We start from the raw sequence: 24967 nt of genomic DNA, 5'->3' as shown, positions 1-24967 counted from the left end.
GCTCACCGCCCCCGATCGGCTCGGGCCGGCACCGGCGCGCCGGGCTGGTCGTCCAGTTCCTGCTCCTCGTCCGGCGCGGAACGCTCGGCGCCCGGCCCGGAACGGTCCTCGTCCGACGCGGAACGCCCGGCGTCCGGCCGGCCCGTACCCGCCTTGCGGCGCAACGCACCGGCGCCCTCACGCAGTCGTCCGCCGATGGCGTCGATGCCGTTGCCGGCGGCGGCGGTCGCGGCCGCGCGGCCCGCGGCCACCAGCGGCGGTGCCAGCCCGCCGAGGTTGCGCAGCTGCGGGTTCGCGGCCATCAGGTCCGCGCCGAGCTGCTTCAGGCCGCCCGGGCGCCGGCTGGCCCGCCCGGCGGCGACCGCCGCGGCGAGCGTCAGCGCGGTACGCATCTTCTTCCGGCGACCCAGCAGGTAGCCGAGACCGACGGCGAACGCCACCCGTGTTCCGCTCTTCATCCGCTCTCCTCCGCGCTCCCCGGGAAAGTCAGGTCCCGGAGACGCGGGCAGTACCCGTCACCCCCTCGGCAAAACACTTCCGTGCAAGCACGAAACCACCCACCGAGGCGACTCTGAGCAGGAGAAACGTGATCGGGGAAGGAAGCGGGTCAGCGGATCGGCAGGGCCGAATCCAGGGACATCCGGGCGTGCAGCACTCCGTCTTCCTCACGCAGTTCCGCGCCGCACTTACGCAGCACCGAGATCGCCCCCGCGTTGTCCGGCGTGGTGTTCGCGACCACCGTGTGCATCCCGGCCCCGGCGGCGATGTGCAGCAACTGCCGCAGCGCCGCGGCGCCCAGGCCCCGGCCCCGCGCGGACCGGCCGAGCCACATGCCGGTCTCCACTGTTCCCGGCTCGTCCCGGCGGGTCATCCGCACCATGCCGACGACCTCACCGCCGGAGACGATCGCGTACATGGCGGTGCCGGTCGGGCCGTTCAGCCCGCCGAGGCTGGCGCGGTGAAACTCGCGGAACGCGTCGCGGCGGGCCAGCGACCAGCCCGCGGGGGCGTCCACCGGAGGCATGACGTCCTCCGGTTCCGCCTCGGCCGCCGCTACGGAGAGCAACGGTTCCAGGTTCCGTTCGTCCACCGGCTCCAGCCGTACAGCACCCGTCACGTCGCGCAGTCTGCCGCGCGTGGTCCGGGTCGTCCACCCCTTTGGGGAGGGATTGCCGCTATGGCCGACCGCCTCGTCCGGTCGTACCCCCGGGGTGTTCCCGCCTCACGCTGCGTTGTCATCCGACCGGTCGTTCCGACGTGAGCGTGCTCACGCCGAAGGGCCGAACTCGCAGAGCACAGCCGAGGCGTCGTCGGTGCGCTTGTGCCGCCGCAGCCGGTCCGGGTGGTCCCGCTCGGCAGCGCGGACCCGGTCGATCAGCCCTTCCGGACCCTCCACGGTGAGCACCTCCAGCAACCCGGCCCAGTCGAACAGGCCGAACTGGTCGACAGCGCAGGAGGCGCCGTCGCTGAGCAGCGCGGCCCGGCGCAGCGCCCCCGGACCGCGCAGCGGAAGCGTCCCGGTGAGCGCGTGGTAGGCCGCGTCCGGGTCGCTCGCCGCCGCCCAGTAGCCGTGGGTGCGGTTCATCCGGGTCCGCTGCACGGTCGTCGCGCGCCGGAACCGGGTCACCGGGTCGGTCTCGCCGTCCGGCAGTGCGGCGACGCTGCGGCGCAGGTCCGCCACCGCGTCGGCCAGCCGGTCGTCGGTGACCACCTCGATCCCCTGGTCGGTGTCGAGCACCAGCGGGCTGTCGCAGAGCACCAGGTAGTCGACCCGGTCGCCGCCGGCCCGCAGCAGGCAGACGGTGGACGACGGGGTGCCGGGATGGTCGAGGTCGCACGTCCCGCCGTGGTCGGCCCGTACCGCGAGGATCGCCGCCGCGAGGCTGCTCATCAGCGTGGCGGCGGGGCGGGCCGCGACCGCCAGGCCGATCCGGGCGGCCAGGTGGCGGACGTACCAGGCGGGGCCGTGCGCGCAGCCGGTGTCGAAGCCCTCGGGCACCGTGGCCCCGTCGAGGACGCCGACGAGCGGGCCGAAGCGGAAGACCACGTCCTCGTTCTCCGGCCGGCCGGGGGCCGGGTCGGAGGCGGAACGCACCCGCATCACCGGCGCCTGCGCGGCCGGGCGGGCCGGGCTGCTGCCGATCGCGTACCGGCGGTCTGGTGCCCCCATCGTCGGCCTCCGTTCGTCGTCGCCGGCCGCCTACCCGGACCGCGCCGGGTCATCCGCCGCCGACCCGATCGTGGTAACCGTGCGTCATCTTCTCCGGACCTTCGGTAGCGTCGGACGCGACCGGGTCGGTCCCGGTGACAGGGGGTACGAGATGTTGGAGCGGTTGCACGAGGGCGGCGTCCGGGCGGAGCACGCCTACCTCGCCGGGTTCGTCAGCATCGGCCTCTCGGTGACCAGCTGGTTCCTCTCCAAGCACATGGAGCGCGCCGGGGTGGCGCGGGCGGACCGCTGGGGCATCTTCATCGGCGAGTGGGCCCCGACGTTCTTCGCCATCGGCAACGGGTTGCGCACGTACGAGAAATGACGCCGGTCAGCGGCGCCGGTTACGGGCACGCGACGAGCGCAGCCGACGCAGCCGGCCGATCAGCACCGGCTCGGCGGCGAGCGCGGCCGGCTGGTCGAGCAGGGCGTTGAGCAGCTGGTAGTAGCGGGTTGCGGAGAGCCCGAACGTGTCCCGGATGGCCTGTTCCTTGGCGCCGGCGTGCTTCCACCACTGCGCCTCGAACGCGAGGATCCGCTGCTCCCGCTCGGTCAGGCCGGCCGGCGTCGTGCCTACAGCGGCCGCCTCCGCCGCGTCTGGACCGGCCTGCTCGACCGGGGCGGCGGACTCGACGGGCGGCGAGGCGGGCCCGGCCGTGGCGGGCTCGGCGGGCCGGGCGGACTCCGACGGCTCCGACGGTGCGGTGGACTCGACGGGCGGAGCGGTGCGCGGTGGCGGAACGGTCCCGCCCGCGTGGCGCGTACCCGCTGCCGGGCCGGACCGGTCGACGGCGGCCCGCTGCGAGGCGTCGGCGGACATGGCGCTCCTCTCCGACGGCGGGTGACCGGCACGCGGAGCGCGCCGGCCGGGGGAGCCCCAGCGTAACCAGGGCCGCCCCCGGCCGCATCGGACGCGGGGTCCGCGCCGCCGGCACCGGCCGGCGGCGCGGACCAGGTCAGGCGATGTCCCGCCGGCGCATCGTCCAGAACGCGGCCGCCAACGCGCCCACCAGCGCCACGCCGAACACCACAGCCGACTGCTGCCAGGTGACCACGTATGTCGCAGGCTCGCAGGCGCCCTGGGAGAACTGGCAGGTGTCGTAGTCGAACAGTTCCGCCTGCTTCAGGAACCACGACTGGGCGTACGTGGACAGCACGTACCGGTCACCGAACTGGACCCCGAGCACGGCGACCGCGATCCGGATGCCGATCTCGCTCACCGCGAAGATGCCCACCGCCGCGCCGAGCGCCATCGCCGTGTGCCGGCCGAGCGAGGCCAGCGCGAACCCGACCGCCGCCACGAGCAGCGTCATCCCCAGCGCCCGCAGACCGTCCAGCCCGATCGACTGCCACACTCCGGCGGTCATCTTCGCGGTGCTGCCGCGCAGGCTGGCGATCAGCCAGAACGCCGCCGTCCAGAGCGCACCGAGCACCACGGTCAGGCCGAACACGGTGGTGAGCAGGGCGGCCAGCTTCGTGCCCAGCACGGTCAGCCGTTTCGGCCGCCAGAGCAACAGGTTCATCATTCCGCCGGTGTTCCACTCGGCGCCCACGAAGGAGGCGCCGACGATGAAGCCGAACAGCGCCACGGAGGCGGCGAACACGGCGATGAACAGGGGGAACTCGGCCCGGAAGTCGAACTGGTACGGCAGGTACCACTTCGCCTCGAACATGTCGGGCTGCGGCTGGTAGTCCTTGCCGCAGTTCGGGCCGTACCGTTCCTCGGTCTTCTCGCCGCGCGCCTGGGCCGCCTCGCACTCCGCGATGGTGCGCTTCCATTCCGTCATCGCGGACTGGTAGTCGTTGTTCGCCTTGGCCTCGGCCTCTGCGACCACGACGGGCGAGAGCTTCTCGCTGGAGAAGCTGAACGCGGTCGCGACGGTGGCCAGGCCGAGCACCAGCAGCACGAGCATCAGCCGGGTCACCCGGCGCTTGCCGAGCCGGCGCAGCTCGGTGACGAACAGGCTCATGCGCCCCAACCTCCTGCGGTGCCGGTCTGGTCGACCTTGGCGGACTGATCGACCTGACGGTGCTGGCCGGGGACCGGCGCGGTGGCGGTCAGTTCGAGGAAGACGCTCTCCAGGTCGACAGCGACCGGGGTTAGCTCGCTGACGTACAGGCCCTGCTCGGCGAGGAGCCGGCTGACGGTGGCCGGCTTGTCCACGCCGGACAGCATCAGGTGGTCCGGCTCGGCGGCCACGTGGACCCCGGCCCGGGTGAGCGCGTCGGCGGCCTGGGGCAGGTCGCTGACCGCCTCCAGGCGTACCCGCACGGCGCCCTGGGAGTGGGCCGCGAGCACCTGGTCGACCGGACCGAACGCGACCCGGCGGCCGAGCGAGATGATGGTGACCGAGTCGCAGATGAGCTGGATCTCGCCCAGGATGTGGCTGGAGAGCACCACTGTCATCCCGGCCTCGGACAGCTCCCGCATCAGCCCGCGCATCTCCCGGATGCCGCCCGGGTCGAGGCCGTTCGCCGGCTCGTCGAGGATCAGCAGCTTGGGGTTCTTGAGCAGCGCGGAGGCGACCGCGAGGCGCTGCTTCATGCCGAGCGAGTAGGTCTTGACCCGCTCGCCGGCCCGGTCGCGCAGCCCGACCAGTTCCAGCACCTCGTCCACGCGCTGCTTGGGCAGCTCACCGGCTTGGGCGAGCAGGCCGAGCGTGTCCCGCGCGGTGAAGTGCGGGAAGAACTGCGGACTCTCCACGATGGCGCCGACCTGCCCGGCGACCGCCGGCAGCGCGTGCGGCAGCTCCTGGCCGAGGATGGCCATCCGGCCGCCGTTCGGCTTGATCAGGCCGAGCAGCGTCCGCAGCGTGGTGGTCTTGCCCGAGCCGTTCGGGCCGAGGAAGCCGTGCACCTGGCCGGCTTCCACTCGCATGTCGAAGCCGTCGAGCGCGTGGCGAACCCCGCGTTTCCGGCTTCGGTACGTCTTGCGGAGACCTTCGATCTCCAGGACAGCCGACACAGCTGACCTCCCCCGATAAGTAGGCGTCAGCGACACCATACGCGGTATGCACCGGAAGGCAATACCCGGTATGCAGTGTCGGCGCGTTAAAAGGGGGCCCCTCCTCTACCGCAGGCGTTAAGAAGGGGCCCTTCCTTGCACGTCAGGCGCAGACGACGTGGACGCCCGCCTCACGGAACGCCGCCACCACGTCCGGCGACGCGCCGGAGTCGGTCACCAGCGTCTCGACCCGGTCCACCGGGCAGATCCGGGCGAACGCGTGCCCGCCGAGCTTCGACGAGTCGGCTATCACGACGACCCGCTTGGCCCGGGCCACCATGAGGCTGTTCATGGCCGCCTCGCCCTCGTGGTGCGCGGCGGCGCCCAGCTGCGGGTCGATCGCGTCCACGCCGAGCAGCGCCACATCCAGCGTGACCTCGCGCAGCAGCGCCCCGCCGAGCGGGCCGACCAGCTCGAACGATTTCGGCCGGACCACGCCGCCGGCCACCACCACCTTCATCCGCGAGCGCACCAGCAGCTCGTTGGCGATGTTCAGCGCGTTCGTGACCACTGTGAGCTGGGCGCCCTCGGCGCTGGTGTTGAGATCGGGGCGGACGGCGAGCGCCCGCGCCACCTCGGTGCTCGTGGTGCCGCCGTTGAGACCGACGACGGTGCCCGGCGACACGAGCGCCGCGGCGGCGGTGCCGATCCGCTGCTTCTCGGCCGAGTGCTTCGCGGTCTTGTAGCGCAGCGGCAGGTCGTAGGAGACGCCGTTGGCGACCGCGCCACCCCGGGTACGGGTGATCATCTGCTGCTGGGCGAGCTGGTCGAAGTCGCGCCGGATGGTGGCCTGGGAGACGTCGAGCCGCCCGGCCGCCTCCTCGACGCTGACCCGGCCGCTGTCGGTCAGCATCTCCAGCAGCGCGTTCCAGCGCGCGTAGCGGTCCACCGCGGGGCCCTCCCCAGACTGTGCGTGAACGGTGATCGGTTGCGTGCACACTAGTGCGCGAAACTGGGTCCGCGCAAAACCCTGCGCTGCGCGAACGGAGAGACGGTTGCCACGACCACCAGGTTTCGCGCAGAATGACGCGCGAAAGGCGGCCGTATCGCGCCGTATTGCGCAAGGTCTCCCCTGGGGAGGAGTTGTCATGGCGTACGTGCACGCGGAGATCGCGAGCCAGCCCGACTGCTGGCGGGAGGCGGCGCGACTCGCCCCGACCGTCGCCGAGCACCTGCCGCGCCCCGGCGAGCGGGTCGCCGTGGTCGGTTGCGGCACGTCGTGGTTCATGGCGATGGCGTACGCCGGGCTGCGCGAGGCCGCCGGCCAGGGCGAGACCGACGCCTTCCAGGCCAGCGAGTTCCCGGCCGGCCGGAACTACGACCGGCTGATCGCGATCACCCGCTCCGGCACCACCACCGAGGTGCTCGACCTGCTCACCGCGCTGCGCGGGCGGATCCCCACCACGGTCCTGGTCGGCGACCCCGACTCGGCAGCCGTCGCGCTCGCCGACGCCACGGTCGCGCTGCCCTTCGCCGACGAGCGGTCGGTGGTGCAGACCCGCTTCGCCACCACCGCGCTCGCGCTGCTGCGCGCCCACCTCGGCGAGGACCTCGGGCGGCTGGCCGCCGACGCCGAGGTGGCCGTACGCGCCCCGCTGCCGATCGACCCGGCCGGCATCGAGCAGGTCACCTTCCTCGGTCGCGGCTGGACCGTCGGGCTGGCCCAGGAGGCCGCTCTGAAGTGCCGCGAGGCGGCCACGTTCTGGGCCGAGGCGTACCCGGCCATGGACTACCGGCACGGCCCGATCTCGGTCGCCGCGCCCGGACGGCTGGTCTGGGCACTCGGCGAGATCCCGGACGGCCTGCCCGAGGACGTGGCCGCGACCGGCGCCGCGTTCGTGCACAGCCGCACGCACGGCTGGCGCACGGTGCTGACGAGCTGGTCGGCCGGCCGCAACCCGGTCGACCCGATGGCCGACCTGATCCTGGCCCAGCGGTTCGCGGTCGCGCTCGCCACCAGCCGCGGCCTCGACCCGGACGCGCCCCGGCACCTGACCCGGTCCGTGGTCCTGGCGTGAGCGCAGGCGACGAGGTCGTCGTCGCGCTGGACGTGGGCGGCACCGGGATGAAGTGCGCCCTGGTCCGGCCGGACGGCACGACTGTGCACACCGAACGGCACGCCACCGACGCGCAGCGCGGCCCGGAGGCCGTGGTCGGCACGATCCTCGACGTGGCCGAAGGGCTCGCCGGCAAGGCCCGCGCCGACGGCCGCACCCCGGTGGCCTGCGGCATCGCCGTACCCGGAGTGGTCGACGAGGCGCGCGGCGTGGCGGTCTGGTCGGCGAACGTGGGCTTCCGGGACGTACCCCTGCGGGAGCTGGCGGGCACGCGGCTGGGACTGCCGGCGGCGCTCGGCCACGACGTGCGGGCGGGCGGTCTGGCCGAGGCCCGGCTCGGCGCCGGGCGGGACGGCGGGCATGTGCTGTTCGTCGCGATCGGCACCGGCATCGCCGCCGCCCACGTGGTCGACGGGTCGGCCGCCACCGGCGCGCACGGCGCCGCCGGGGAGATCGGCCACATCCTGGTACGCCCCGGCGGCCCGCGCTGCGGATGCGGGCGGACCGGCTGCCTGGAGGCGGTGTCGTCGGCCTCGGCGATCGGACGCCGGTACGCCGAGCTGTCAGGTGCGCCCACCACCGCCGCCCAGGTGGCCGACCGGGCGGCCGCCGGTGAGCCGCTCGCCGTGGAGGTGTGGCAGGAGGCGGTAGAGGCCCTCGCCGACGGACTCGCCACCGGGCAGGCGCTCTACGATGTCTCGACAGTGGTGCTCGGCGGCGGGCTGGCCCAGGCCGGTCCCCGGCTGTTCGACCCGCTGCGGACGGCGTTGCGCGAGCGGCTGACGTTCCACCGCGAGCCGCGCCTGGTCGCGGCCGACCTCGGTGACGAGGCCGGCTGCCTGGGCGCCGCCCTGCTGGCCCTGGACACCCTGGCGAAGGAGAGTCGATGACCCGGCGCGTGACCGGCAAGGTGGTGACCCCGACCGGCGTCATCCGGCAGGGTTGCGTGGAGATCGCCGACGGGCGGATCACCGCTGTCGCCGAGTATCCGTCGGTGCGCGACGGCCACTGGATCGTGCCGGGCTTCGTGGACATGCACACCCACGGCGGCGGCGGGCACACGTTCACCACCGGCGACGCGGAGTCGGCCCGGCAGGCAGCCGCGTTCCACAGCGGGCACGGCACCACCACGCTGCTGGCGAGCCTGGTCAGTTCCCCGTTCGAGCTGATGCGCGACGCGACCGCCGCCTACCGTCCGCTGGTGGAGTCCGGCGTGCTCGCCGGCGTCCACTTCGAGGGCCCGTACCTGTCCGCCGACCGTTGCGGCGCGCAGAACCCGGAGTTCCTGCGCGACCCGTCCACCGCGGAGCTGACCGAGCTGATCGAGCTGGGCGGCGGCGCCGTACGGATGGTCACCATCGCTCCCGAGCGGGACGGCGCCACCGAGGCGATCGAGCTGCTGGTGTCGCACGGCGTGGTCGTGGCGGTCGGGCACACCGACGCCACCTGGGAGCAGACCCGGGCGGCGGTGGCCGCGGGCGCGACGGTCGGCACCCACCTGTTCAACGGGATGCGCCCGGTGCACCACCGCGAGCCCGGCCCGGTGGTGGCGCTGCTGGAGGCCCCGAACGTGGTGTGCGAGCTGGTCGCCGACGGGGTGCACCTGCACGACGGCATGCTCGGCTTCGCCACGTCGGTGGCCGGCCCGGAGCGGGCCGCGCTGATCACCGACGCGATGGCCGCCGCCGGGATGCCGGACGGCGAGTACGAGCTGGGCGGCCAGGCGGTCACCGTGTCCGGTGGGGTGGCCCGGCTCAGCCGTGACGGCGCGATCGCCGGCAGCACGCTCACTATGGACGCGGCGCTGCGGCACGCGGTCGGCGCGGGTGTGGCCCTGCCGGACGCCTGCCGGATGGTCGCCACCACCCCGGCCCGCGCGATCGGCCTGGGCGACCGGGTGGGCGCGCTGGTCGCCGGGCTGCGCGCCGACCTGGTGATGTTGGACGACGACCTGAACGTGGTGCGGGTGATGCGCGGCGGCGACTGGGTGGAGTGATCCGCCCCCGGCGTCAGGCGCTCGGCACCTCGACGCCGAGCACCGCCTGCTCGTCCGGCCGGTGCACGAGCACGTCGGCCAGGTACGACTGCACCGCCCGGCGCATCCCGACGTCCCGCCCGGCCTGCTCGGAGAGCAGCCACTTGTGCTCGATGATCTGGGCGAACAGCTCCTGCGGCTCCAGCTTGTTCCGCAGGTGCGCAGGCACGGCCCGGACCACCGGCTCGAAGACCTCGGTCAGCCAGCGGTGCGCCGCCTGCTGCTCGTCGGTCAGGTCGCTCTCCAGCCGGTAGGCGTCGAGGTCGTTGAGGAGCCTGCGGGCCTGGTTCTCCTCCGCGTCCAGGCCGGTCAGGCGCAGCAGCCGCCGGGTGTGGTAACCGGCGTCGACCACCTTCGGCCGGACCAGGTAGCGCCCGTTGTCGACTGTCGACATGGCCACCTCGGCCACGTCGAAGCCCAGCTCGTTGAGGCGGCGGATGCGCCCCTCGATGTCGTGCCGGGCGGCGCGCTCGACCTGCTGCTCGTAGGTGATCTCGTGCCAGAGCCGCTCGTAGCGCTGCACGACCTCCTCGCAGACCACCTCCGGGTCGATCGACTCGTGCAGCAGGCCGGCGGCCTGGAGGTCGAGCGCCTCGCCGAAGATGTTGACCCGGGCGATCTCCAGGTCCTCGCCGCGCTGGCCGTTCGACAGCGACGGGTGCAGCGCGCCGGTCTCCGCGTCGACCAGGTACGCGGCGAACGCGCCCGCGTCCCGCCGGAACAGGGTGTTCGACAGCGAGCAGTCGCCCCAGAAGAAGCCGGTCAGGTGCATCCGCACGATCAGCGCGGCCAGCGCGTCGAGCAGCCGGTTCATGGTCTCCGGGCGCAGCGTGTTGGAGAACAGCGCCCGGTAGGGCAGCGAGAACTGGAGGTGCCGGGTGATCAGCACCGGGTCCAGCGGTTCGCCGTCGTCGGTCTGCCGGTCGGCCACGATCGCGATGGCCTCGACCGACGGGAAGTCGATCCGCTCCAGCGCCCGCAGCAGGTCGTACTCGCGCTCGGCGACCCGCTCGCCGGTCTCCTTCACCGCGTAGACGTACCCGCCGAGCCGGACGAACCGCACGATGTGCCGGGAGATGCCCTGCGGCAGCGCCACCAGGTGTTCGGCAGGCCACTGCTCCAGCGGTGTCGACCAGGGGAGGTCGAGCAGCGCCGGGTCGACGAGAGCCGAGGTGATCCGCACGGCAACCAGTGTGACCGCTGACCCCCGCGCCGCGCTTCCCTTCGTGGTTGGGCACACAGCCGCCGATGCCCGCGCCGCCCCGCCGCCGGCGGCGGCCGGTAGCGTGGTCGCGTGCGTCAGACCTCGGGGGTACGCGGTGACCTGCGGCTGCGGCCCGTCCGGCCGGCCGGGTGGTGGTTCGACCTGCTGCTGCTCGCGGCAGTGGTGGCGCTGACTGTCGCGCTCGCCTCCGGTCACCTGTTCGGCCTCGACCGGGCGGTGGCCGACTGGTCCGACGAGAACCGCCCGGCCGCCGCCCGCTGGGTGGCGATGACGCTGAACCTGCTCGGCCAGGGCACGCCGCTGACGCTGCTCGCGGCCGGGCTGGGCGTGCTGCTGGCGTGGCGGCTGCGCTCGGTGCGGCCGCTGCTGCCGCCGGTGGCCGGGTTCGTGCTCACGTTCTTCACGATCGGCCCGCTGAAGGTGTGGACGGCCCGCCCGGCGCCGAGCGCCTCGGTCAAGGAGCCGTTCCTGTCGCCCGAGCAGACGCTGCCCCTGTTCCAGCACGACCTGCCGGTACGGTTCGCGCAGTCGTACCCGTCGGGGCACGTCGCCAACTCGATCGTCTGGTACGGCGTCCTGGCCCTGCTGCTGGCCCCGCTCGTGCGCACGCTCGGCCGCACAGTGCCGCCCCGACTGGTCACAGTGGTCCGGGTGGTGCCACCGGCGGTGGTCTTCTGCACCACCGTCTACCTGGGCTGGCACTGGCTGACCGACTCGGTCGCCGGGCTGCTGCTCGGCCTGCTGCTGGACCGCCTGCTGCACCGGGTGCCCTGGAACAGCCTGCCGCTGCCGGCGCGGCTCCACGGCTGGGCCCGGCCGGCGGAGCATCTCGACTAGCAGTCCGCCTCTTGTCTCGGCGTATCGACACCGGTATACATTTAGCAACCTTAACAGTTAAGTTTGTTAAATGTAGGAGGTGCGCGTGCTGGCGAGACGAATCAGCCGCTGGCTGTCGGCCGGCGCCGCCGGTCTGCTGACCGCGATGACGGCGGTGGTCGTGGCCGCCCCGGACGCCCGGTCGGCCGCCGCCGACGACGAGGCGTGCCGGCCCGACGGGCTCTACCGCACGCCCGGGGTCTCGGTGCCCTACTGCACCGTCTACGACACCGCGGGCCGGGAGAAGATGGGTGCGGACCACACCCGCCGGATCATCGGCTACTTCACCAGCTGGCGGACCGGCCGCAACGGCGCCCCGGCCTACCTGGTGAACCAGATCCCCTGGCAGAAGGTCACCCACATCAACTACGCGTTCGCCCACGTCGACGGCGGCAACCGCATCTCCGTGGGCGACCCCGGCGCCCCGGACAACCCGGCGACGAACATGACCTGGCCCGGCGTGGCCGGTGCCGAGATGGACCCGGCCCTGCCGTACACCGGGCACTTCAACCTGCTCAACAAGTACAAGAAGCAGAACCCCGGAGTCCGCACGCTGATCAGCGTCGGCGGCTGGGCCGAGACCGGCGGCTTCATCGACGACAGCGGCAACCGCATCGACTCCGGCGGCTTCTACCGGATGACCACCACCGGCACCAACACGGTGAACACCGCCGGCATCAACACGTTCGCCGACTCGGTGGTGACGTTCCTGCGCACGTACGGCTTCGACGGGGTGGATATCGACTACGAGTACCCCACCTCCAACAACAAGGCCGGCAACCCGCTCGACTTCGCCCAGGCCGACGCCAAGCGGGCCGGTCTCAACGCCTCGTACCAGGTGCTGATGCGCACGCTGCGGGAGAAGCTCGACCGGGCCGCAGCCACCGACGGCAGGCACTACCTGCTCACCGTGGCCGCGCCCGCGTCCGGCTGGCTGCTGCGCGGGATGGAGTCCTACCAGGCGTTGCAGTACCTCGACTACGTCAACGCGATGTCCTACGACCTGCACGGCGCGTGGAACCACTTCGTCGGGCCGAACGCGGCGCTCTACGACAACGGCGACGACGCCGAGCTGGCCGCGGGCGGCGTGTACGGCGCCTACTCCGGCATCGGCTACCTGAACACCGACTGGGCGTACCACTACTTCCGGGGCGCGCTGCCCAGCGGCAGGGTGAACATCGGCGTGCCCTACTACACCCGGGGCTGGCAGGGCGTCACCGGCGGCACCAACGGCCTGTGGGGACGGGCGGCGCTGCCCGACCAGACCAAGTGTCCGGCCGGCACCGGCGGCTCGATCGGCTCCACCACCCCCTGCGGCAACGGCGCGGTCGGCATCGACAACCTCTGGCACGACCTCGACGCCGCCGGCAACGAGGTGCCCGGCGGCGCCAACCCGATGTGGCACGCGAAGAACCTCCAGGCCGGCATCACCGGCGACTACCTGGCCGGATACGGCCTCACCCCGGCCACCGACCCGGCCGACCGGATCAGCGGCAGCTACGCCCGTAACTACTCGGCCGCGCTGGTCGCGCCCTGGCTGTGGAACGCGGAGAAGAAGGTCTTCCTCTCCACCGAGGACGACCAGTCGCTCGCCGCCAAGGCCGACTACGTCGCGGCCAAGGGCCTCGGCGGCGTGATGATCTGGGAACTCGCCGGCGACTACGCCTACGACTCCGCCAAGGGCCGGTACGGCATGGGCGACACGCTGACCACGCTGCTCTACGACCGGCTGAAGGCCGCACCGGCGTACGGCGCCCGCAAGGCGGGCATCACCATGCCCACCCGGACGCTGGACGTGGCAGTCGGCATGGGTGGTTTCGCGCTCGGCGACAACAACTACCCGATCAACCCCGAGCTGCGGCTGACCAACAACACCGGCGCGCCGATCCCGGCCGGCGCGCACCTGGAGTTCGACTATCCCACCACCACCCCGGCCACGCTCAGCCAGCAGTCCGGCTGGGCGCTCACCACTGTCACCACCGGCCACACCGGCAGCAACGTGGGCGGCCTGAAGGGCGACCACAACCGGGTACGCCTCACCGTGCCGGCCGCAATCGCGCCCGGCTCCTACGCCGAGGTGACGCTCAACTATCAGCTCCCGATCTCCGGCCCGGCCAACTTCACGCTCGCCTTCGGCGGCCAGACGTACGCGCTGGCCGGGGACTGGGCACGTGGTGGCGAGGTGGTCACGCCGTCGCCCAGCCCGAGCGGTTCCGTCCCACCCGGCGGGGGCACCTGCACCGCGCCGGCCTGGTCGGCGTCCACCGCGTACTCCGGCGGTGCAACCGTCTCGCACGCCGGACGGACCTGGAGCGCGAAGTGGTGGACCCAGGGCGAGACGCCGGGCAGCGCCGCGGTCTGGGCCGACCAGGGTGCCTGCACGGGCTCCCCGACGCCGACCACCTCCCCGACGCCCACCGGCTCGCCGTCACCCACCGGCGGTGCATGTGCCGCGCCGGCCTGGGCCGCGGGCACCGCGTACCCCGGAGGTGCCGTGGTGTCCTACGGCGGACACCGGTGGACCTCCCGGTGGTGGACCCAGGGAGACGTGCCGGGGACCAACAGCCAGGGCGTGTGGACCGACAACGGGCCCTGCTGAACCCGATCCCGGTGCCGCCGGCGGAATCCTGCCGGCGGCACCGGCCGTTCACCCGGGGGACCCGGGCCTACGGTGTGTGGAACGGCGGGCACGGCGCTCAGCCTGCCGTCCGGATCTCCACGATGCTGATCCGGGTGCGGGTGCTGTAGGTCAGCCTGCGGCGGTGGTCGTCGTCCGCCGGCCGCACCGCCACCTGGACGCGGATCTGGGTGCCCTTCGGCAGCTCGACCCGTTCGTCCGGCGTGCTCACCACGAACACCCCGCCGGTGGTCTCCGGGTCGACCGACACCCGCTCCTGCCGCAGCAACGGGGTGTCGTTCTCCGCGTCTCCGGGCCGGGTGTACTCGGCGCGTATCCGGACCAGGTCGTCACGCCGCAACCCGCGCAGGTCGACTGTCGCCTGGATGCTCACCAGCCCGGTCTCCGGCACCGTCCAGTGGTACAGGCCGGTGGCCCAGCGGATGGCGTGGAACCGGTCGGTGGTGTCGAGCGTGTCGCCGGCGTGCGCGGTGCTGTGGAAGGTGGCGATCACGTCCCGCTTGGTCGTCGTGGACGTCTTCTCCCCGATCATCTTCGCGAAGTCGTCGGCGGTGCCGCGGAACGCGTCCGCGTCGCAGGTGTGCTGGCGGCCGATGATGGCCGAATCGGTGAACTGCCAGATGCGCGGCGTCTCCGCCGGCTTGCCGTAGCGCGTCCAGCCCGGGCCGGAGTCCCCGCCGGCCCGCGCGTACGCGGCCTTGAAGTCCTCGGCCACCCGGTACGGGTAGTCGGCGTTCCAGCGCGGGAAGTCGCCCAGGTCGTCGTCGCCGTACTGGCCGCGCGACGCGTACATCACCGCCACCTTGCCGGTGCGTTCCTCCAGTTCCCGGCCCACGTCGACGCCGATGTGCGGGGGCACGTCGTCGGTCGGCCAGCGCTCCAGGTCGATCTGCCAGAAGAACCCGTCGTACGTGCGCCACCAGGGGGTGTGCTTGTCGGCGTAGTCGATGGCGGTGGCCGCCTGGTCCTCGATGGAGACGTCGGAGTGCACCACCACGTACATGCCCAGGAACGGGATGTCCGCGTCCTTTGCGGCGGTGAGCATCACCCCGTAGTACTGGCTGTGGAACGTGCCGTCGCGCGACTGTTCCGTGCCCTTGTAGGTCATGAAGTCGATGCCCGCGGCGCGGGCCTCCCGGATCCGGTCGGCCGTCAACCCCCGGTCGACGTCGTAGTCACTGGCGTCCCAGCCGAAAAGCGTCATGTGCGGTACCTCCCGCGTTCGCGGAGAAGACGTTCCCGAAATTGCCGGAGCCGATTCGAGGGCACCATTGCCCGATCGACGCAGAAAGAATCTGATCATCGCCATCGGATAATCGGCACGGAACATTTGCGAACCGCGCTGGCGGGGCGATTCGCTCCCGCTTTGACCTGCGTAAACGACTCTACCGAGGGGTTCGGCGATCGGCCACCGCTGAACGTCGATTAATTATGCAAATCATTTTCGTCAATTTCCGGGCGGCGGGCACCTGCCGTTCACCTGAGCGCCCTAGGCTGCCGGTGTGGAACAACTGGCGCGGCGACTCGGCGTACCCGATGCGGTGGTCATCGGTCTGGGCTCGATGCTCGGCGCGGGCGTCTTCGTGGTCTTCGCACCGGCCGCGGCTGCCGCGGGCGGTCCGGGCCTGCTGGTCGCGCTGGCGGTCGCGGGCTTCATCGCCTACTGCAACGCGACCAGCTCGGCCCGGCTCGCCGCCCGCTACCCCGAGTCCGGCGGCACCTACGTCTACGGCCGGGAACGGCTGCACCCGTTCGCCGGTTTCCTCGCCGGCTGGGGATTCGTGGTCGGCAAGACGGCGAGCTGCGCGGCCATGGCGCTGACCGTCGGGGCGTACCTGTGGCCGGGGCGGGCGCGGCTCGTCGCGGTCCTCGCGGTGGTGGCGGTGACGGCGGTGAACCTGCGCGGCATCGGCAAGACCGCCACCGCCACCCGGGTCCTCGTCGCCGTGGTGCTCACGGTGCTCACCGTGGTGGCGGTGACCGGCGCGCCGCAGGTGGCGGCCGACCGGCTCACCGCGCCGGCCGGAATCGGGGCGGGCGGCGTGCTGACCGCCGCCGGCCTGCTGTTCTTCGCCTTCGCCGGGTACGCGCGGATCGCCACGCTGGGCGAGGAGGTCCGCGACCCGGAGCGCACCATCCCCCGGGCGATGCCGCTGGCGCTCGGCGCGGTGCTGGCGATCTACCTGACGCTGGCAGTGGTCGCGCTCGGCGTGCTCGGCGCCGACCGGCTGGCGTCCACCGACGCGCCGCTGGTCGAGGTGGTGACCGCCGCCGGGCACCCGGGCCTGGCCTGGCTGGTCCGGGCCGGCGCCGCAGTCGCGGTGACCGGGGTGCTGCTGTCGCTGCTGGCGGGCGTCGGCCGCACCATGCTGGCGATGGCCCGCCGCCGGGACCTGCCCGGCGCGCTCGCGGCGGTCCATCCGCGCCACCGGGTGCCGCACCGCGCCGAACTGGCGGTGGCCGCCGTGGTCGCCGTCGTGGTGACAGTGGGCGACATCCGGGGCGCGATCGGCTTCTCCAGCTGCACGGTGCTGGTCTACTACGCGATCACCAACGCGTCGGCGCTGACGCTCGGCCCGGACCCGGCCCGGCGCGTCCCGGTACGGCTGCTCGCCGCCCTCGGGCTCGTCGGCTGCCTGGTGCTGGCGGTCAACCTGCCGCTGCCGAGCGTCCTCGCCGGGTTCGGCGTGCTCGCCCTCGGCGCGCTCGGGTACGCGGTCCGCAACCGTCGTCGACCTGCCTGACGCGGCCCGGCCGCCTTGACGCGGCCGGCAGCCCTTGATGCGCCGGCTGCCCTTGAGGCGCCCGGCGGCCGTCACCGCTGGCGCGTCCGGTCACTCACTCCTGCGGGCGGCGTGCGGCGGGCGGGCCGGTGGGTGCCGGCGGCGGCGCGGGCGTGGTCTCCCGGAGCAGGGCGGTCAGCCCGGCCCGCCGGGCCACCACAGTCAGCCGGTCACCGGCCTGGATCACCATGCGGGGGTCGGCCGACCAGTCGGCTTTCTGGTTCGGCCGGGTGTGCGCGAGCAGGCGTACCTCGCCGGGCCGGGCCACCGCGCTCAGCGGACTCCCGTCCAGCGGCGAACCGGCCACCACCGGCACCTCGGTGACCAGCAGCGCGTGCCGGTCGACCGGGATGGTGGCGACCACAGCGCGATCCAGCAGGGCCGCCGCGAACGCCGGCGCGGCCAGATAGGACACGCTGCGCGAGATGCCGATGCCGAACGCCTGCTGGATCCGCTCGGCGAAGTCGCCGTCGAACAGCCGCAGCACCACGCGCAGGTCCGGGTCGAGGGACCGGGCGATCAGCGCCGCTCGCAGGTTCGTCCCGTCGTCGGTGGACACCACCACGAGCGCCTGGCAGGTGTCCACCGAGGCGGACCGGAGCGTCTCCTCCCGGCCCGCGTCGCCCACGATCAGCGGCACCCCCAGCCGGCGCGCCAGCGGGGCGCCGCGCGCGTCCGCGTTCTTGTCGATCGCCACCACCTCGACACCGAAGTCGTGCAACTGCGCCATCACCCGGGTGCCGATGTTGCCCAGCCCGACCATCACCACGTGCCCGGAGCGGTCCGGCTGGACCCGGCCCGCGTGCAACGCCAGCCGGGCGTTGACGATGCCGTCGACCACCGCGGCCGTGATCAGCGGGATCAACGCCAGCCCGGCCAGGTTGAGCACCACCTGCATCACCTGGGCCGCGACCGGCTTGTTGACGTCCGGATCCTGGCCGGTGAGCGTGGTGACCAGCGTCAGGTAGACCGCCTCGCTCCAGCTCACGTCGGCGGCCCGCGCGTTGAGCCAGCCCAGCGCCGCGATCACCCCGAGCAGCACCAGCACCGCGATACCGATCTTGCGGGTGGCGAAGTGACGGACCGCGCGCAGCAGGACGGCGACCGGCTGCCGGCGCCGCCGCGCCCGTACCAGCCGCCGCGCGGCGACCTCGGTGCCCGCCGGCCGCCCGGTCGCCTCGGCCAGCACCACGTCGGCCGCCGCCTCGTCCGCGGGCAGCACCCGGACCAGGTCCGGATCGGTGGTGACGGCAAGGCCGCAGACCACGTCCTGCTGGCGTACGTCGTCGCGGCGGGCCACGTAGAGCGTGCGCCCCGCGTGCCGGAAGTGGGTCGGCGCCACCTCGCCCAGCGCGGCGGCCACGAAGGCGGGTGCGGCGATCGAGGCGTCCGAGAGCACCGCCGAGTCGGGGAAGAGCTGCCGCAGCCCGTCCGCCAGGTTGGTGTTGAACATCCGCACCACCAGGCGCAGCCGCGACTCGACCTCCTGCGCGCAGAGCGCGGCGTGCATGTTGCCCACGTCGTCCTGGTGCAGCAGGGCCAGCCCGGCCGCGCCGGCCAGCCCGGCCCGGCGGAACGCGGCCTCGTCGAGGCGCTCCGCCGTGACCACACGTACCCCCGGCACGTCCCGGCCGTCGGGGCCCTCGGACCGGCGGCGGCCCGGCACCACGAGCGTGACCCGCACCCGGCCGTCGGCGCTGTCGGTGGCGAGCAGCGACCGGACCACCCAGTAGGCGAGCGGGTCGGAGCCGCAGACCACGTAGTGGGGGCGTTCGTCACCGTTCATCCGGAGCCGCCAGCCGGTTGCGCGGCGCGCGCGGTCGCGCAGAGGCTCGGCCATGTCCGGATCGTAGTCAGCCGCTCGCGATCCGCGCAGCCCCGGCGATCATGAACGCATGGCACGGCCGGGTACGGGTAGAGCACCGCCATGCAGACGTTCCTGCCGTATCCGGACTTCCTGGCCAGCGCGCGCACGCTGGACCAGAAGCGGCTGGGCAAGCAGCGCGTGGAGGCGATCCAGGTGCTGCGCGGGCTGACCCGGCCGGACTACGGCTGGCGCAACCACCCCGCGGTGAAGATGTGGGCCGGGTACGAGGAGGCGCTGACCCGGTACGGGCTGGACATGTGCGCGGTGTGGTGCGAGCCGGGCCGGGCCGACACCTGCGCCGGGACGCTCGCCACCGACCTCGCCGCCGCCTGCGGCATCTCGGTGATCCGCACCCAGGACGAGCTGGCCGCCGCCGGTGAGCTGCCGCCCTGGCTGGGCCGCGACGACCTGCACCGCAGCCACCAGTCGTCGCTCCTGCGCAAGGACCCCGCCCACTATGCACGGTTGTTCACCGACGTCTCCCCCGACCTGGAGTACGTCTGGCCGCCGTCGGACCGCCCGCGCCGCTGCCTGCCGTGAAAGGAAGGGCCCCTTATTAACGCCTGCGGTAGAGGAAGGGCCCCTTGTTAACACCTCGCCCCACACACCCACGCGGCGCACCCAGCACGGGGGCGACGCGGCGTTAAGAAGGGGCCCCGCACATCCGTATGCGTTAAAAGGGGCCCCTTCCTTTCACCTCGGGCAGACTGGGGGGACCGCCGACTGGAGGATGCCCCGTGGGTCTGTCGCAAGTGGTAGGTCGCCTGATCGGCGTACGCGAGCACGTGGTGGACCCGGGCGGCGGTGGCGCCGACCGCGTGCCGCGACCGGTCCCGGCGCTGGTGGTCGGCGGCGGCATCGCCGGCATGTCGGCGGCGGTGGTGCTGGCCGAGCGTGGGGTGGCGGTGACGGTGCTGGAGGCGGCGCCGCACCTCGGCGGGCGGCTCGGCGCCTGGCCGGAGGAGTTGTCCGACGGCGTCCAGCGCAACGAGCACGGCTTCCACGCGTTCTTCCGGCAGTACTGGAACTGGCGGTCGATCCTGCGCCGCGTCGACCCGGCGCTGGGCTTCCTCAAGCCGATCCCGGGCTACCCGATCCTGTCCGAGCAGTGGCCCACGGAGGAGTTCGGCAAGTTGCCGCCCGCGCCGCCGGCGAACCTGCTGGCGCTGCTGCTGCGCAGCCCGAGCCTGCGCCTGGCCGACCTGCGCACGATGGACCGGGACGCGGCGCTGCCGCTGCTCACCTACGACCCGGTACGCACCTACGAGGAGTTCGACGAGCGGACCGCCGACGATCTGCTCACCTCGCTGCGGCTGCCGGACCGGGCGCGGGCCATGCTGTTCGAGGTCTTCTCGCACTCGTTCTTCAACCACGAGGCGGAGATGTCGGCCGCCGAGATGATCGCGCAGTTCCACTTCTACCTGCTCGGCAACCCGGAGGGGCTGGCCTTCGACTGCCCGGACCGGGACTACGGCACGGCGATCTGGGAGCCGCTGACCCGGCACGTGGAGAAGCGCGGCGGCCGGGTGCTGACCGGCGCGGCGGCGGCCCGGCTGGACCGTACCCCGGCGGGGTGGCGGGTGACCGGCGCGGACGGCGACGTCTGGGAGGCGCCGCACGTGGTGCTCGCGGTGGACCCGCCCGCGCTCGCCGCGCTCGTCGACGCCTCGCCCGGCCTGGCCGCGGCGGCACCCGAGCTGGTGGCGCGGATGCCCGCGTTCGGCAGACCCGGACCGCCGTACGCGGTGGCGCGCTACTGGATGGACGGGGACGTCCGGGCCGACCGCGCGGTGTTCAGCGGCGTCTCCCGGCAGCCCACGCTGGACTCGGTGACGCTCTACCACCGGCTGGAGGACGAGCCCCGCCGCTGGGCCGCACGCACAGGCGGCTCGGTGGTGGAGCTGCACGCGTACGCCTGCGAGCCGGACGTGCCGGCCGACGAGCTGGCCGCCCGGATGCTGCGGGAGCTGACCGCGCTCTGGCCGGAGGTGGCCGACCTGCGGGTACGGGAGCTGCGCGCCCGCGTCGAGGCGCAGGCACCGGCGTTCACGCCTGGCAGCCACGCGTGGCGTCCCGGGGTGGAGACCGACGCGTCGGGCCTCTACCTGGCCGGGGACGGCATCCGCACCGACTTCCCGAGTGCGCTGATGGAACGGTCGGCGGCCACCGGGATCATCGCCGCAAACCACATCCTCCGTGCCGAGGGCGCGGCGGCCGAGCCGGTCCGGTCGATCCGGCCGCGCGGCCTGCTGGCCGGCAAGGCTGGGCCGAAAACGGTCATAAGTACATAAAATCGGCTCTACGCTCGACTGATCCGGCGACACGGGAGGTCGGGCGGTGAGCACCGCGACGCGGGATCGGCGCGACGAGGACCACGGGACACCGCGGGACGAACGGACCGCGGTGGTCACCGCGCTGCGACTCGGCTGGTCCATGGCGGACGCCTACCACCACGCGCAGACCGCCGACCTGACCGGGGACGGGCACCGGCCGGCGCCCGCGCCGCCGAAACTGTCGAACCTGACCGAGCTGGCCGGGCGGCACCGGCTCGGCATGTATCTCGACGGCGTGGACGTCGCGCTGGCCCAGATCGCGCCGCTGACCACTGCGGGCCGTACGGTGCCGTCCACCGCCGCCGCCCGGGGCGCCACCGAGGCGGGCCGGGAAACGCTGCTGCGCGCGCTCGACGACCTCAACATCGACGTGCTGCGCTGGACGATGGCGACGAACCACCGGGTGGGTGTGGCGTACCGGCTCGGGCGCTCGCTCGCCGACACCGTGCGGCGCGGCGACGCCGGCCAGCTCGCCGCGCGCTTCGGCGGCCGGCATCTCCAGATCAGCAGGTGGCTGGACGAGCTGGCGAGCGTGCTGCCGCCGTACTCGGCCGCCGTGGTGCGCCGCTCGCTCGCCGCCTGGGCGACGGCTGTCGGTCGTGCCACTGTGGGCGACCCGGGCGAGGCCGGGCTCGCCGAGCTGGCCCGCGAGCTGCGCAACCAGGGCGACCTGTGGCAGGACGTACTGACCGGCGGCCTGCACCCGCGCGACCTGCTGGACGAGGAGAACTGGGCGGTGATCGCCCGCAACGTCGTCATCCGGGACCGGAAGCTGGTGGCGCAGGCCGCCCGTGGGATCTTCTGGCCGGTGCTGGCGCCCCTGCTGGTGGTGCTGCTGGCGGTCGTCGGGGTCAGCGCCGCCGCGGCGGCCGGTTCCCCCACCACCCGGGCGGCGGTGGCGCTCGTCGGTCTGGGCGCGGGGCTCACAGCGATCTGGCGGTCGATCTCCACGCCCACGCTGTCGGTGGCGGCCGAGGTGAACCGCCCGCTGCTGGACAGCGAGCTGGTGGTGCAGATGACCGCCCGCATCGACCGGCCGCTCGCCGCCGCGAGGCGCGCCGGCCGGGCCGGACGGCAGCGGCGGCCCACCGACGACGGATCGAAATACGTTGCCCACGATTCCCGGATCGATCTACCGTGAGCGCGCAAGGTCAACCACCGCTCCGGGAGCCGTCGATGTCGCTACGACCCGCCACCACGATGACGTCGTGGCTGCTCGGCGACGGCTGCCGGGAACACGGTCCCTGGCCCGGAGGGCACGACTGACGCGCCTCGCGCGTCCCCGTCGTCGCCGCCCGGTCCCCGTGGACCGGGCGGCTTTTTCGTCGCCGTACCGCCGATCGTGAAGGGAGAACCCGGTGGACGCCGTCCTCGTCGTCAACGCCGACCTCGGCCCGCTGCACCGGGTCACCGTCAAGCACGCGATCCGGATGCTCTGCCGCCGGGTCGCCGAGATCCACGAGGCCGAGCCCGACCGGGTCATCGGCGTCTTCCCGCTGCCGCGTGTGGTCCGCCTCGTCCGGTACGTGGTGACCCGCTGGCGGTTCAGCGCCGGCCCGGCCTGGTCCCGGGCCGGGGTGCTGGCGCGCGACCGGCGGAAGTGCGCGTACTGCGACGGCGCGGCGAGCACGATCGACCACATCCTGCCCCGCTCGCGCGGTGGCCGGAACACCTGGGGGAACACCACCGCCGCCTGCTACGCGTGCAACCAGCGCAAGGGCGACCGGACCCCGGCCGAGGCGGGCATGCCGCTGCGGCGGGAGCCGGTGACGCCGAGCTGGGCCGCACTGGCGCGGTGACGGACGGCCGGCGGGCACAGGGGGCGGTGCCGGGGGGTGAGCCCCGGCGCCGCGCCCGCCGGTCCCACCAAGTCGCCTAGCTGTCGAGACGCCGGGCCAGCCCGTCGAGCAGGAGGTCCAGCCCACCGCCGAACTCGTCCTCCGGTGCGACCGCGCCGGCCTCGCGTGCGGTCTCGGCGAGCAGGGGGAACTCGTCGCGGGACAGCGCCGCGATGACAGCCGTTCCGGGGCCTGACAGCGCGCCGAGGTGCTCCATCTGGATCGCCCCGACCACGTGGCCCAGCAGGGCGCGGAACGCGATCACCCGTCCGACGCCGGTGAAGCCGGCCCTTGTCAGCACCGCGAGCACCGCCTCGCCCCAGCGCAGGATCGTCGGCGAGCGGTGCCGGTACGCGGGGAGCAACGGCACCACTGCCGGATGGACGCCGACCGCGCGGCGCACCCGGTCGGCCAGGTCCCGGATGCCGTCCGGCCACGGGACGTCGCCCGGCGGACGGGTGTCCACCCGTTCGAGGACCCGCTCGACGACGAGCGCCTCCAGTTCGTCCCGGTCGGCGACGTAGCGGTAGAGGCCCATCGTGCTGGTGCCGAGCTGCGCGCCGACCGCGCGCATGGTGAGGCCGGCGAGGCCGTCCCGGTCGAGCACCGCGAGCGCCGCGTCGGCGAGCCGGGCCGGGGTCAGGGAACGGGGACGGGGCATGGCCTTGACAGCGTACAAGATACGCCTACGGTTGTAGGAGTACGTCGTACGCCTACAACGGGAGCGCGCATGGACGTCGTCACCCCCCGCCACCTGACCAGCGTGACCGGCACCGGGATCGACCTGCCGGATCCGGACCGCCTGATCCACCTCCAGTTCCGGCGCTTCGCCGGCTGCCCGGTCTGCAACCTCCACCTGCGCTCGATCGTCCGCCGGCACGCCGAGATCGAGGCCGCGGGCGTACGCGAGGTGGTCTTCTTCCACTCCCCCGCCGACGAACTGCGCGAGCACGTCGCCGACCTGCCGTTCGCCGTGGTGGCCGATCCGGACCGGCGGCTCTACCGGGAGTTCGGCGTGGAGTCGGCGCGGCGGTCGCTGCTCGACCCGCGCGCCTGGCTGCCGATCCTGCGAGCAGTGGTGACCGGAACCTGGCACGTGCTGCGCGGCCGGGAGCGGCTGCCGTCCACCTCCCCGCACGGCGGCCGGCTCGGGCTGCCGGCCGACTTCCTGATCGCACCCGACGGGCGGGTGCTCGCCGCGAAACACGGCGAACACGCCTCCGACCAGTGGTCGGTGGACGAGCTGTTGGCCCACGTCAGCGCGGACCGCGCGTCGCGGTGACGGCGGACCGTGCCGGCCGGCCGTTCGCGGCTGACGCCTGCCGGCCGGTCAGACGGCGGGCGGCGTCCAGCCGAAGCGCGGAGGGCGCCGCTCGTTGATCGCGGCCACGCCCTCGCGTGCCTCGCCGCTGTCCCGCACCTGGGCGTGCCACCAGGCGAGCCGGTCGGCGTCGGCGCGCCCGTCGACGATCTCCTTCGCGGCGGTCACTGTGAGCCGGGACCGCTCGGCGACCGTGGCGGTCAGCGCCGCCACCCGCCCGGCCAGCTCACCGGCCGGCAGCACCTCGTCCACCAGGCCGATCCGCAGCGCCCGCTGGGCGTCGACCAGCTCGCTGGTGAACAGCAGGTGCTTGGCCGCCGACGGGCCGACCAGCGCGGCCAGCCGCCGCGTGGTCGGCGCCGGGTAGACCAGGCCGAGCCGGGCCGGGGGTACGCCGAACCGCGCGTCCGCCGAGGCCAGGCGCAGGTCGCAGGCGACGGCGAGCTGACAGCCGCCACCCACGCAGGCGCCCTCGATCGCGGCGACTGTGGGGCGGCCGAACGCGGCGAGCCGTTCCTCGGCGGCCACCGCGATGCTGCCGTCACCGGCTGCCAGCAGCTCGTCCAGGTCGCCCAGGTCGGCGCCGGCGCAGAACGTGCCGCCCGCGCCGGTGAGGACCAGCACCCGTACGGCCGGGTCCGCCTCCAGGCCGTCGAGCAGCACCGGGAGCTGCCGCCACATGGCCGGGGTCATGGCGTTGCGCCGGGCCGGGTTGTGGATGACGACAGTGGCCACCGGGCCGTCCAGGGTGACTGTCAGTTCCGCGTCGGACATGGGTCCG

Annotated in this window: 24 protein-coding genes; 12 read left to right on the top strand and 12 right to left on the bottom strand. The window is 73.5% G+C overall.

Annotated elements, in window-relative coordinates; all coding sequences use genetic code 11:
- Window positions 1-2 precede the first annotated feature (2 nt).
- The 3 genes from FB454_RS13195 to FB454_RS13185 form a co-directional block, all read right to left on the bottom strand.
- On the bottom strand, window positions 3-458 hold the full coding sequence (locus FB454_RS13195) for a hypothetical protein (RefSeq protein ID WP_013288872.1): 456 nt from the start codon (window positions 456-458) through the stop codon (window positions 3-5).
- A gap of 149 nt (window positions 459-607) precedes the next feature.
- On the bottom strand, window positions 608-1117 hold the full coding sequence (locus FB454_RS13190) for a GNAT family N-acetyltransferase (RefSeq protein ID WP_036310976.1): 510 nt from the start codon (window positions 1115-1117) through the stop codon (window positions 608-610).
- 150 nt (window positions 1118-1267) lie between these two features.
- Window positions 1268-2170: a hypothetical protein gene (locus FB454_RS13185; RefSeq protein WP_030272098.1), complete on the bottom strand. Its 903-nt coding sequence runs from the start codon at window positions 2168-2170 to the stop codon at window positions 1268-1270.
- A gap of 151 nt (window positions 2171-2321) precedes the next feature.
- On the opposite strand from FB454_RS13185, the gene FB454_RS13180 reads away from it, so the two are divergent.
- Window positions 2322-2534: a hypothetical protein gene (locus tag FB454_RS13180; RefSeq protein ID WP_145823007.1), complete on the top strand. Its 213-nt coding sequence runs from the start codon at window positions 2322-2324 to the stop codon at window positions 2532-2534.
- Window positions 2535-2540: 6 nt separating this feature from the next.
- Here the strand turns inward: FB454_RS13180 and FB454_RS13175 are convergent, their stop codons facing one another.
- The 4 genes from FB454_RS13175 to FB454_RS13160 form a co-directional block, all read right to left on the bottom strand.
- Window positions 2541-3029 carry a DUF3263 domain-containing protein gene (locus FB454_RS13175; protein WP_030272094.1) on the bottom strand — a complete coding sequence of 163 codons (489 nt, stop codon included), beginning with the start codon at window positions 3027-3029 and terminating at the stop codon, window positions 2541-2543.
- A 136-nt stretch (window positions 3030-3165) separates the two neighbouring features.
- Window positions 3166-4179: an ABC transporter permease subunit gene (locus FB454_RS13170; RefSeq protein ID WP_013288877.1), complete on the bottom strand. Its 1014-nt coding sequence runs from the start codon at window positions 4177-4179 to the stop codon at window positions 3166-3168.
- Entirely contained in the window at window positions 4176-5174 is a 999-nt protein-coding gene (locus tag FB454_RS13165) for an ATP-binding cassette domain-containing protein (RefSeq protein ID WP_013475073.1), read from the bottom strand. The genes FB454_RS13170 and FB454_RS13165 overlap by 4 nt, the downstream gene beginning before the upstream one ends.
- Before the next feature lie 142 nt (window positions 5175-5316).
- Window positions 5317-6102, bottom strand: coding sequence for a DeoR/GlpR family DNA-binding transcription regulator (locus FB454_RS13160; protein WP_013288879.1), 786 nt, complete (start codon window positions 6100-6102; stop codon window positions 5317-5319).
- Between the two features lie 199 nt (window positions 6103-6301).
- Here FB454_RS13160 and FB454_RS13155 point away from each other — a divergent pair, with 199 nt between their 5' ends.
- The 3 genes from FB454_RS13155 to nagA are packed head-to-tail and all read left to right on the top strand — an operon-like array spanning window position 6302 to window position 9266.
- On the top strand, window positions 6302-7231 hold the full coding sequence (locus tag FB454_RS13155; protein ID WP_013288880.1) for an SIS domain-containing protein: 930 nt from the start codon (window positions 6302-6304) through the stop codon (window positions 7229-7231).
- On the top strand, window positions 7228-8160 hold the full coding sequence (locus tag FB454_RS13150) for an ROK family protein (protein ID WP_013475069.1): 933 nt from the start codon (window positions 7228-7230) through the stop codon (window positions 8158-8160). The genes FB454_RS13155 and FB454_RS13150 overlap by 4 nt, the downstream gene beginning before the upstream one ends.
- A complete protein-coding gene (gene nagA / locus FB454_RS13145; RefSeq protein ID WP_013475068.1) occupies window positions 8157-9266 on the top strand; it encodes an N-acetylglucosamine-6-phosphate deacetylase in 1110 nt (369 codons plus the stop codon). The genes FB454_RS13150 and nagA overlap by 4 nt, the downstream gene beginning before the upstream one ends.
- 13 nt (window positions 9267-9279) lie before the next feature.
- Here the strand turns inward: nagA and FB454_RS13140 are convergent, their stop codons facing one another.
- A complete protein-coding gene (locus FB454_RS13140) occupies window positions 9280-10488 on the bottom strand; it encodes a DUF4032 domain-containing protein (protein WP_013288884.1) in 1209 nt (402 codons plus the stop codon).
- 111 nt (window positions 10489-10599) lie between these two features.
- Here FB454_RS13140 and FB454_RS13135 point away from each other — a divergent pair, with 111 nt between their 5' ends.
- Both FB454_RS13135 and FB454_RS13130 read left to right on the top strand, forming a co-directional pair.
- Window positions 10600-11367, top strand: coding sequence for a phosphatase PAP2 family protein (locus FB454_RS13135; RefSeq protein WP_071097580.1), 768 nt, complete (start codon window positions 10600-10602; stop codon window positions 11365-11367).
- Between the two features lie 85 nt (window positions 11368-11452).
- Window positions 11453-14005, top strand: a complete 2553-nt coding sequence (locus tag FB454_RS13130; RefSeq protein ID WP_013475066.1) for a glycosyl hydrolase family 18 protein — start codon at window positions 11453-11455, stop codon at window positions 14003-14005.
- 97 nt (window positions 14006-14102) lie between these two features.
- On the opposite strand, the gene FB454_RS13125 is transcribed toward FB454_RS13130, so the two are convergent.
- Window positions 14103-15248 (bottom strand): glycoside hydrolase family 25 domain-containing protein, encoded by a 1146-nt coding sequence (locus tag FB454_RS13125; protein WP_145753661.1) that lies wholly within the window; start codon window positions 15246-15248, stop codon window positions 14103-14105.
- A gap of 298 nt (window positions 15249-15546) precedes the next feature.
- Here FB454_RS13125 and FB454_RS13120 point away from each other — a divergent pair, with 298 nt between their 5' ends.
- Complete coding sequence (locus FB454_RS13120) at window positions 15547-16788, top strand: APC family permease (RefSeq protein WP_186461594.1); 1242 nt, start codon at window positions 15547-15549, stop codon at window positions 16786-16788.
- A 94-nt stretch (window positions 16789-16882) separates the two neighbouring features.
- On the opposite strand, the gene FB454_RS13115 is transcribed toward FB454_RS13120, so the two are convergent.
- Window positions 16883-18667, bottom strand: coding sequence for a potassium channel family protein (locus tag FB454_RS13115; protein WP_186461593.1), 1785 nt, complete (start codon window positions 18665-18667; stop codon window positions 16883-16885).
- An 87-nt stretch (window positions 18668-18754) separates the two neighbouring features.
- Between FB454_RS13115 and FB454_RS13110 the strand changes: the two genes are divergently transcribed.
- The 4 genes from FB454_RS13110 (at window position 18755) to FB454_RS13095 (ending at window position 22826) form a co-directional block, all read left to right on the top strand.
- Window positions 18755-19234: an MSMEG_6728 family protein gene (locus FB454_RS13110; RefSeq protein ID WP_091330674.1), complete on the top strand. Its 480-nt coding sequence runs from the start codon at window positions 18755-18757 to the stop codon at window positions 19232-19234.
- Window positions 19235-19431: 197 nt separating this feature from the next.
- Entirely contained in the window at window positions 19432-20985 is a 1554-nt protein-coding gene (locus tag FB454_RS13105) for an FAD-dependent oxidoreductase (RefSeq protein WP_145823006.1), read from the top strand.
- A gap of 46 nt (window positions 20986-21031) precedes the next feature.
- Window positions 21032-22168: a hypothetical protein gene (locus FB454_RS13100; RefSeq protein ID WP_145823005.1), complete on the top strand. Its 1137-nt coding sequence runs from the start codon at window positions 21032-21034 to the stop codon at window positions 22166-22168.
- A gap of 217 nt (window positions 22169-22385) precedes the next feature.
- The gene (locus FB454_RS13095) at window positions 22386-22826 is read left to right on the top strand and encodes an HNH endonuclease (RefSeq protein WP_013475060.1); all 441 of its coding nucleotides are present in this window, start codon (window positions 22386-22388) and stop codon (window positions 22824-22826) included.
- A 76-nt stretch (window positions 22827-22902) separates the two neighbouring features.
- Here the strand turns inward: FB454_RS13095 and FB454_RS13090 are convergent, their stop codons facing one another.
- Window positions 22903-23526, bottom strand: coding sequence for a TetR/AcrR family transcriptional regulator C-terminal domain-containing protein (locus tag FB454_RS13090; RefSeq protein WP_186461592.1), 624 nt, complete (start codon window positions 23524-23526; stop codon window positions 22903-22905).
- Window positions 23527-23595: 69 nt separating this feature from the next.
- On the opposite strand from FB454_RS13090, the gene FB454_RS13085 reads away from it, so the two are divergent.
- Window positions 23596-24147, top strand: a complete 552-nt coding sequence (locus tag FB454_RS13085) for a peroxiredoxin-like family protein (RefSeq protein ID WP_145823003.1) — start codon at window positions 23596-23598, stop codon at window positions 24145-24147.
- Between the two features lie 48 nt (window positions 24148-24195).
- Here FB454_RS13085 and FB454_RS13080 read toward each other — a convergent pair whose 3' ends face one another.
- Window positions 24196-24960: an enoyl-CoA hydratase/isomerase family protein gene (locus tag FB454_RS13080; RefSeq protein WP_145823002.1), complete on the bottom strand. Its 765-nt coding sequence runs from the start codon at window positions 24958-24960 to the stop codon at window positions 24196-24198.
- Window positions 24961-24967 lie beyond the last annotated feature (7 nt).

This window comes from Micromonospora sp. CNZ297 (assembly GCF_007827625.1).
Note: the sequence above shows the minus strand (reverse complement) of the source record. Positions and strands in the feature narration are given on the sequence as shown.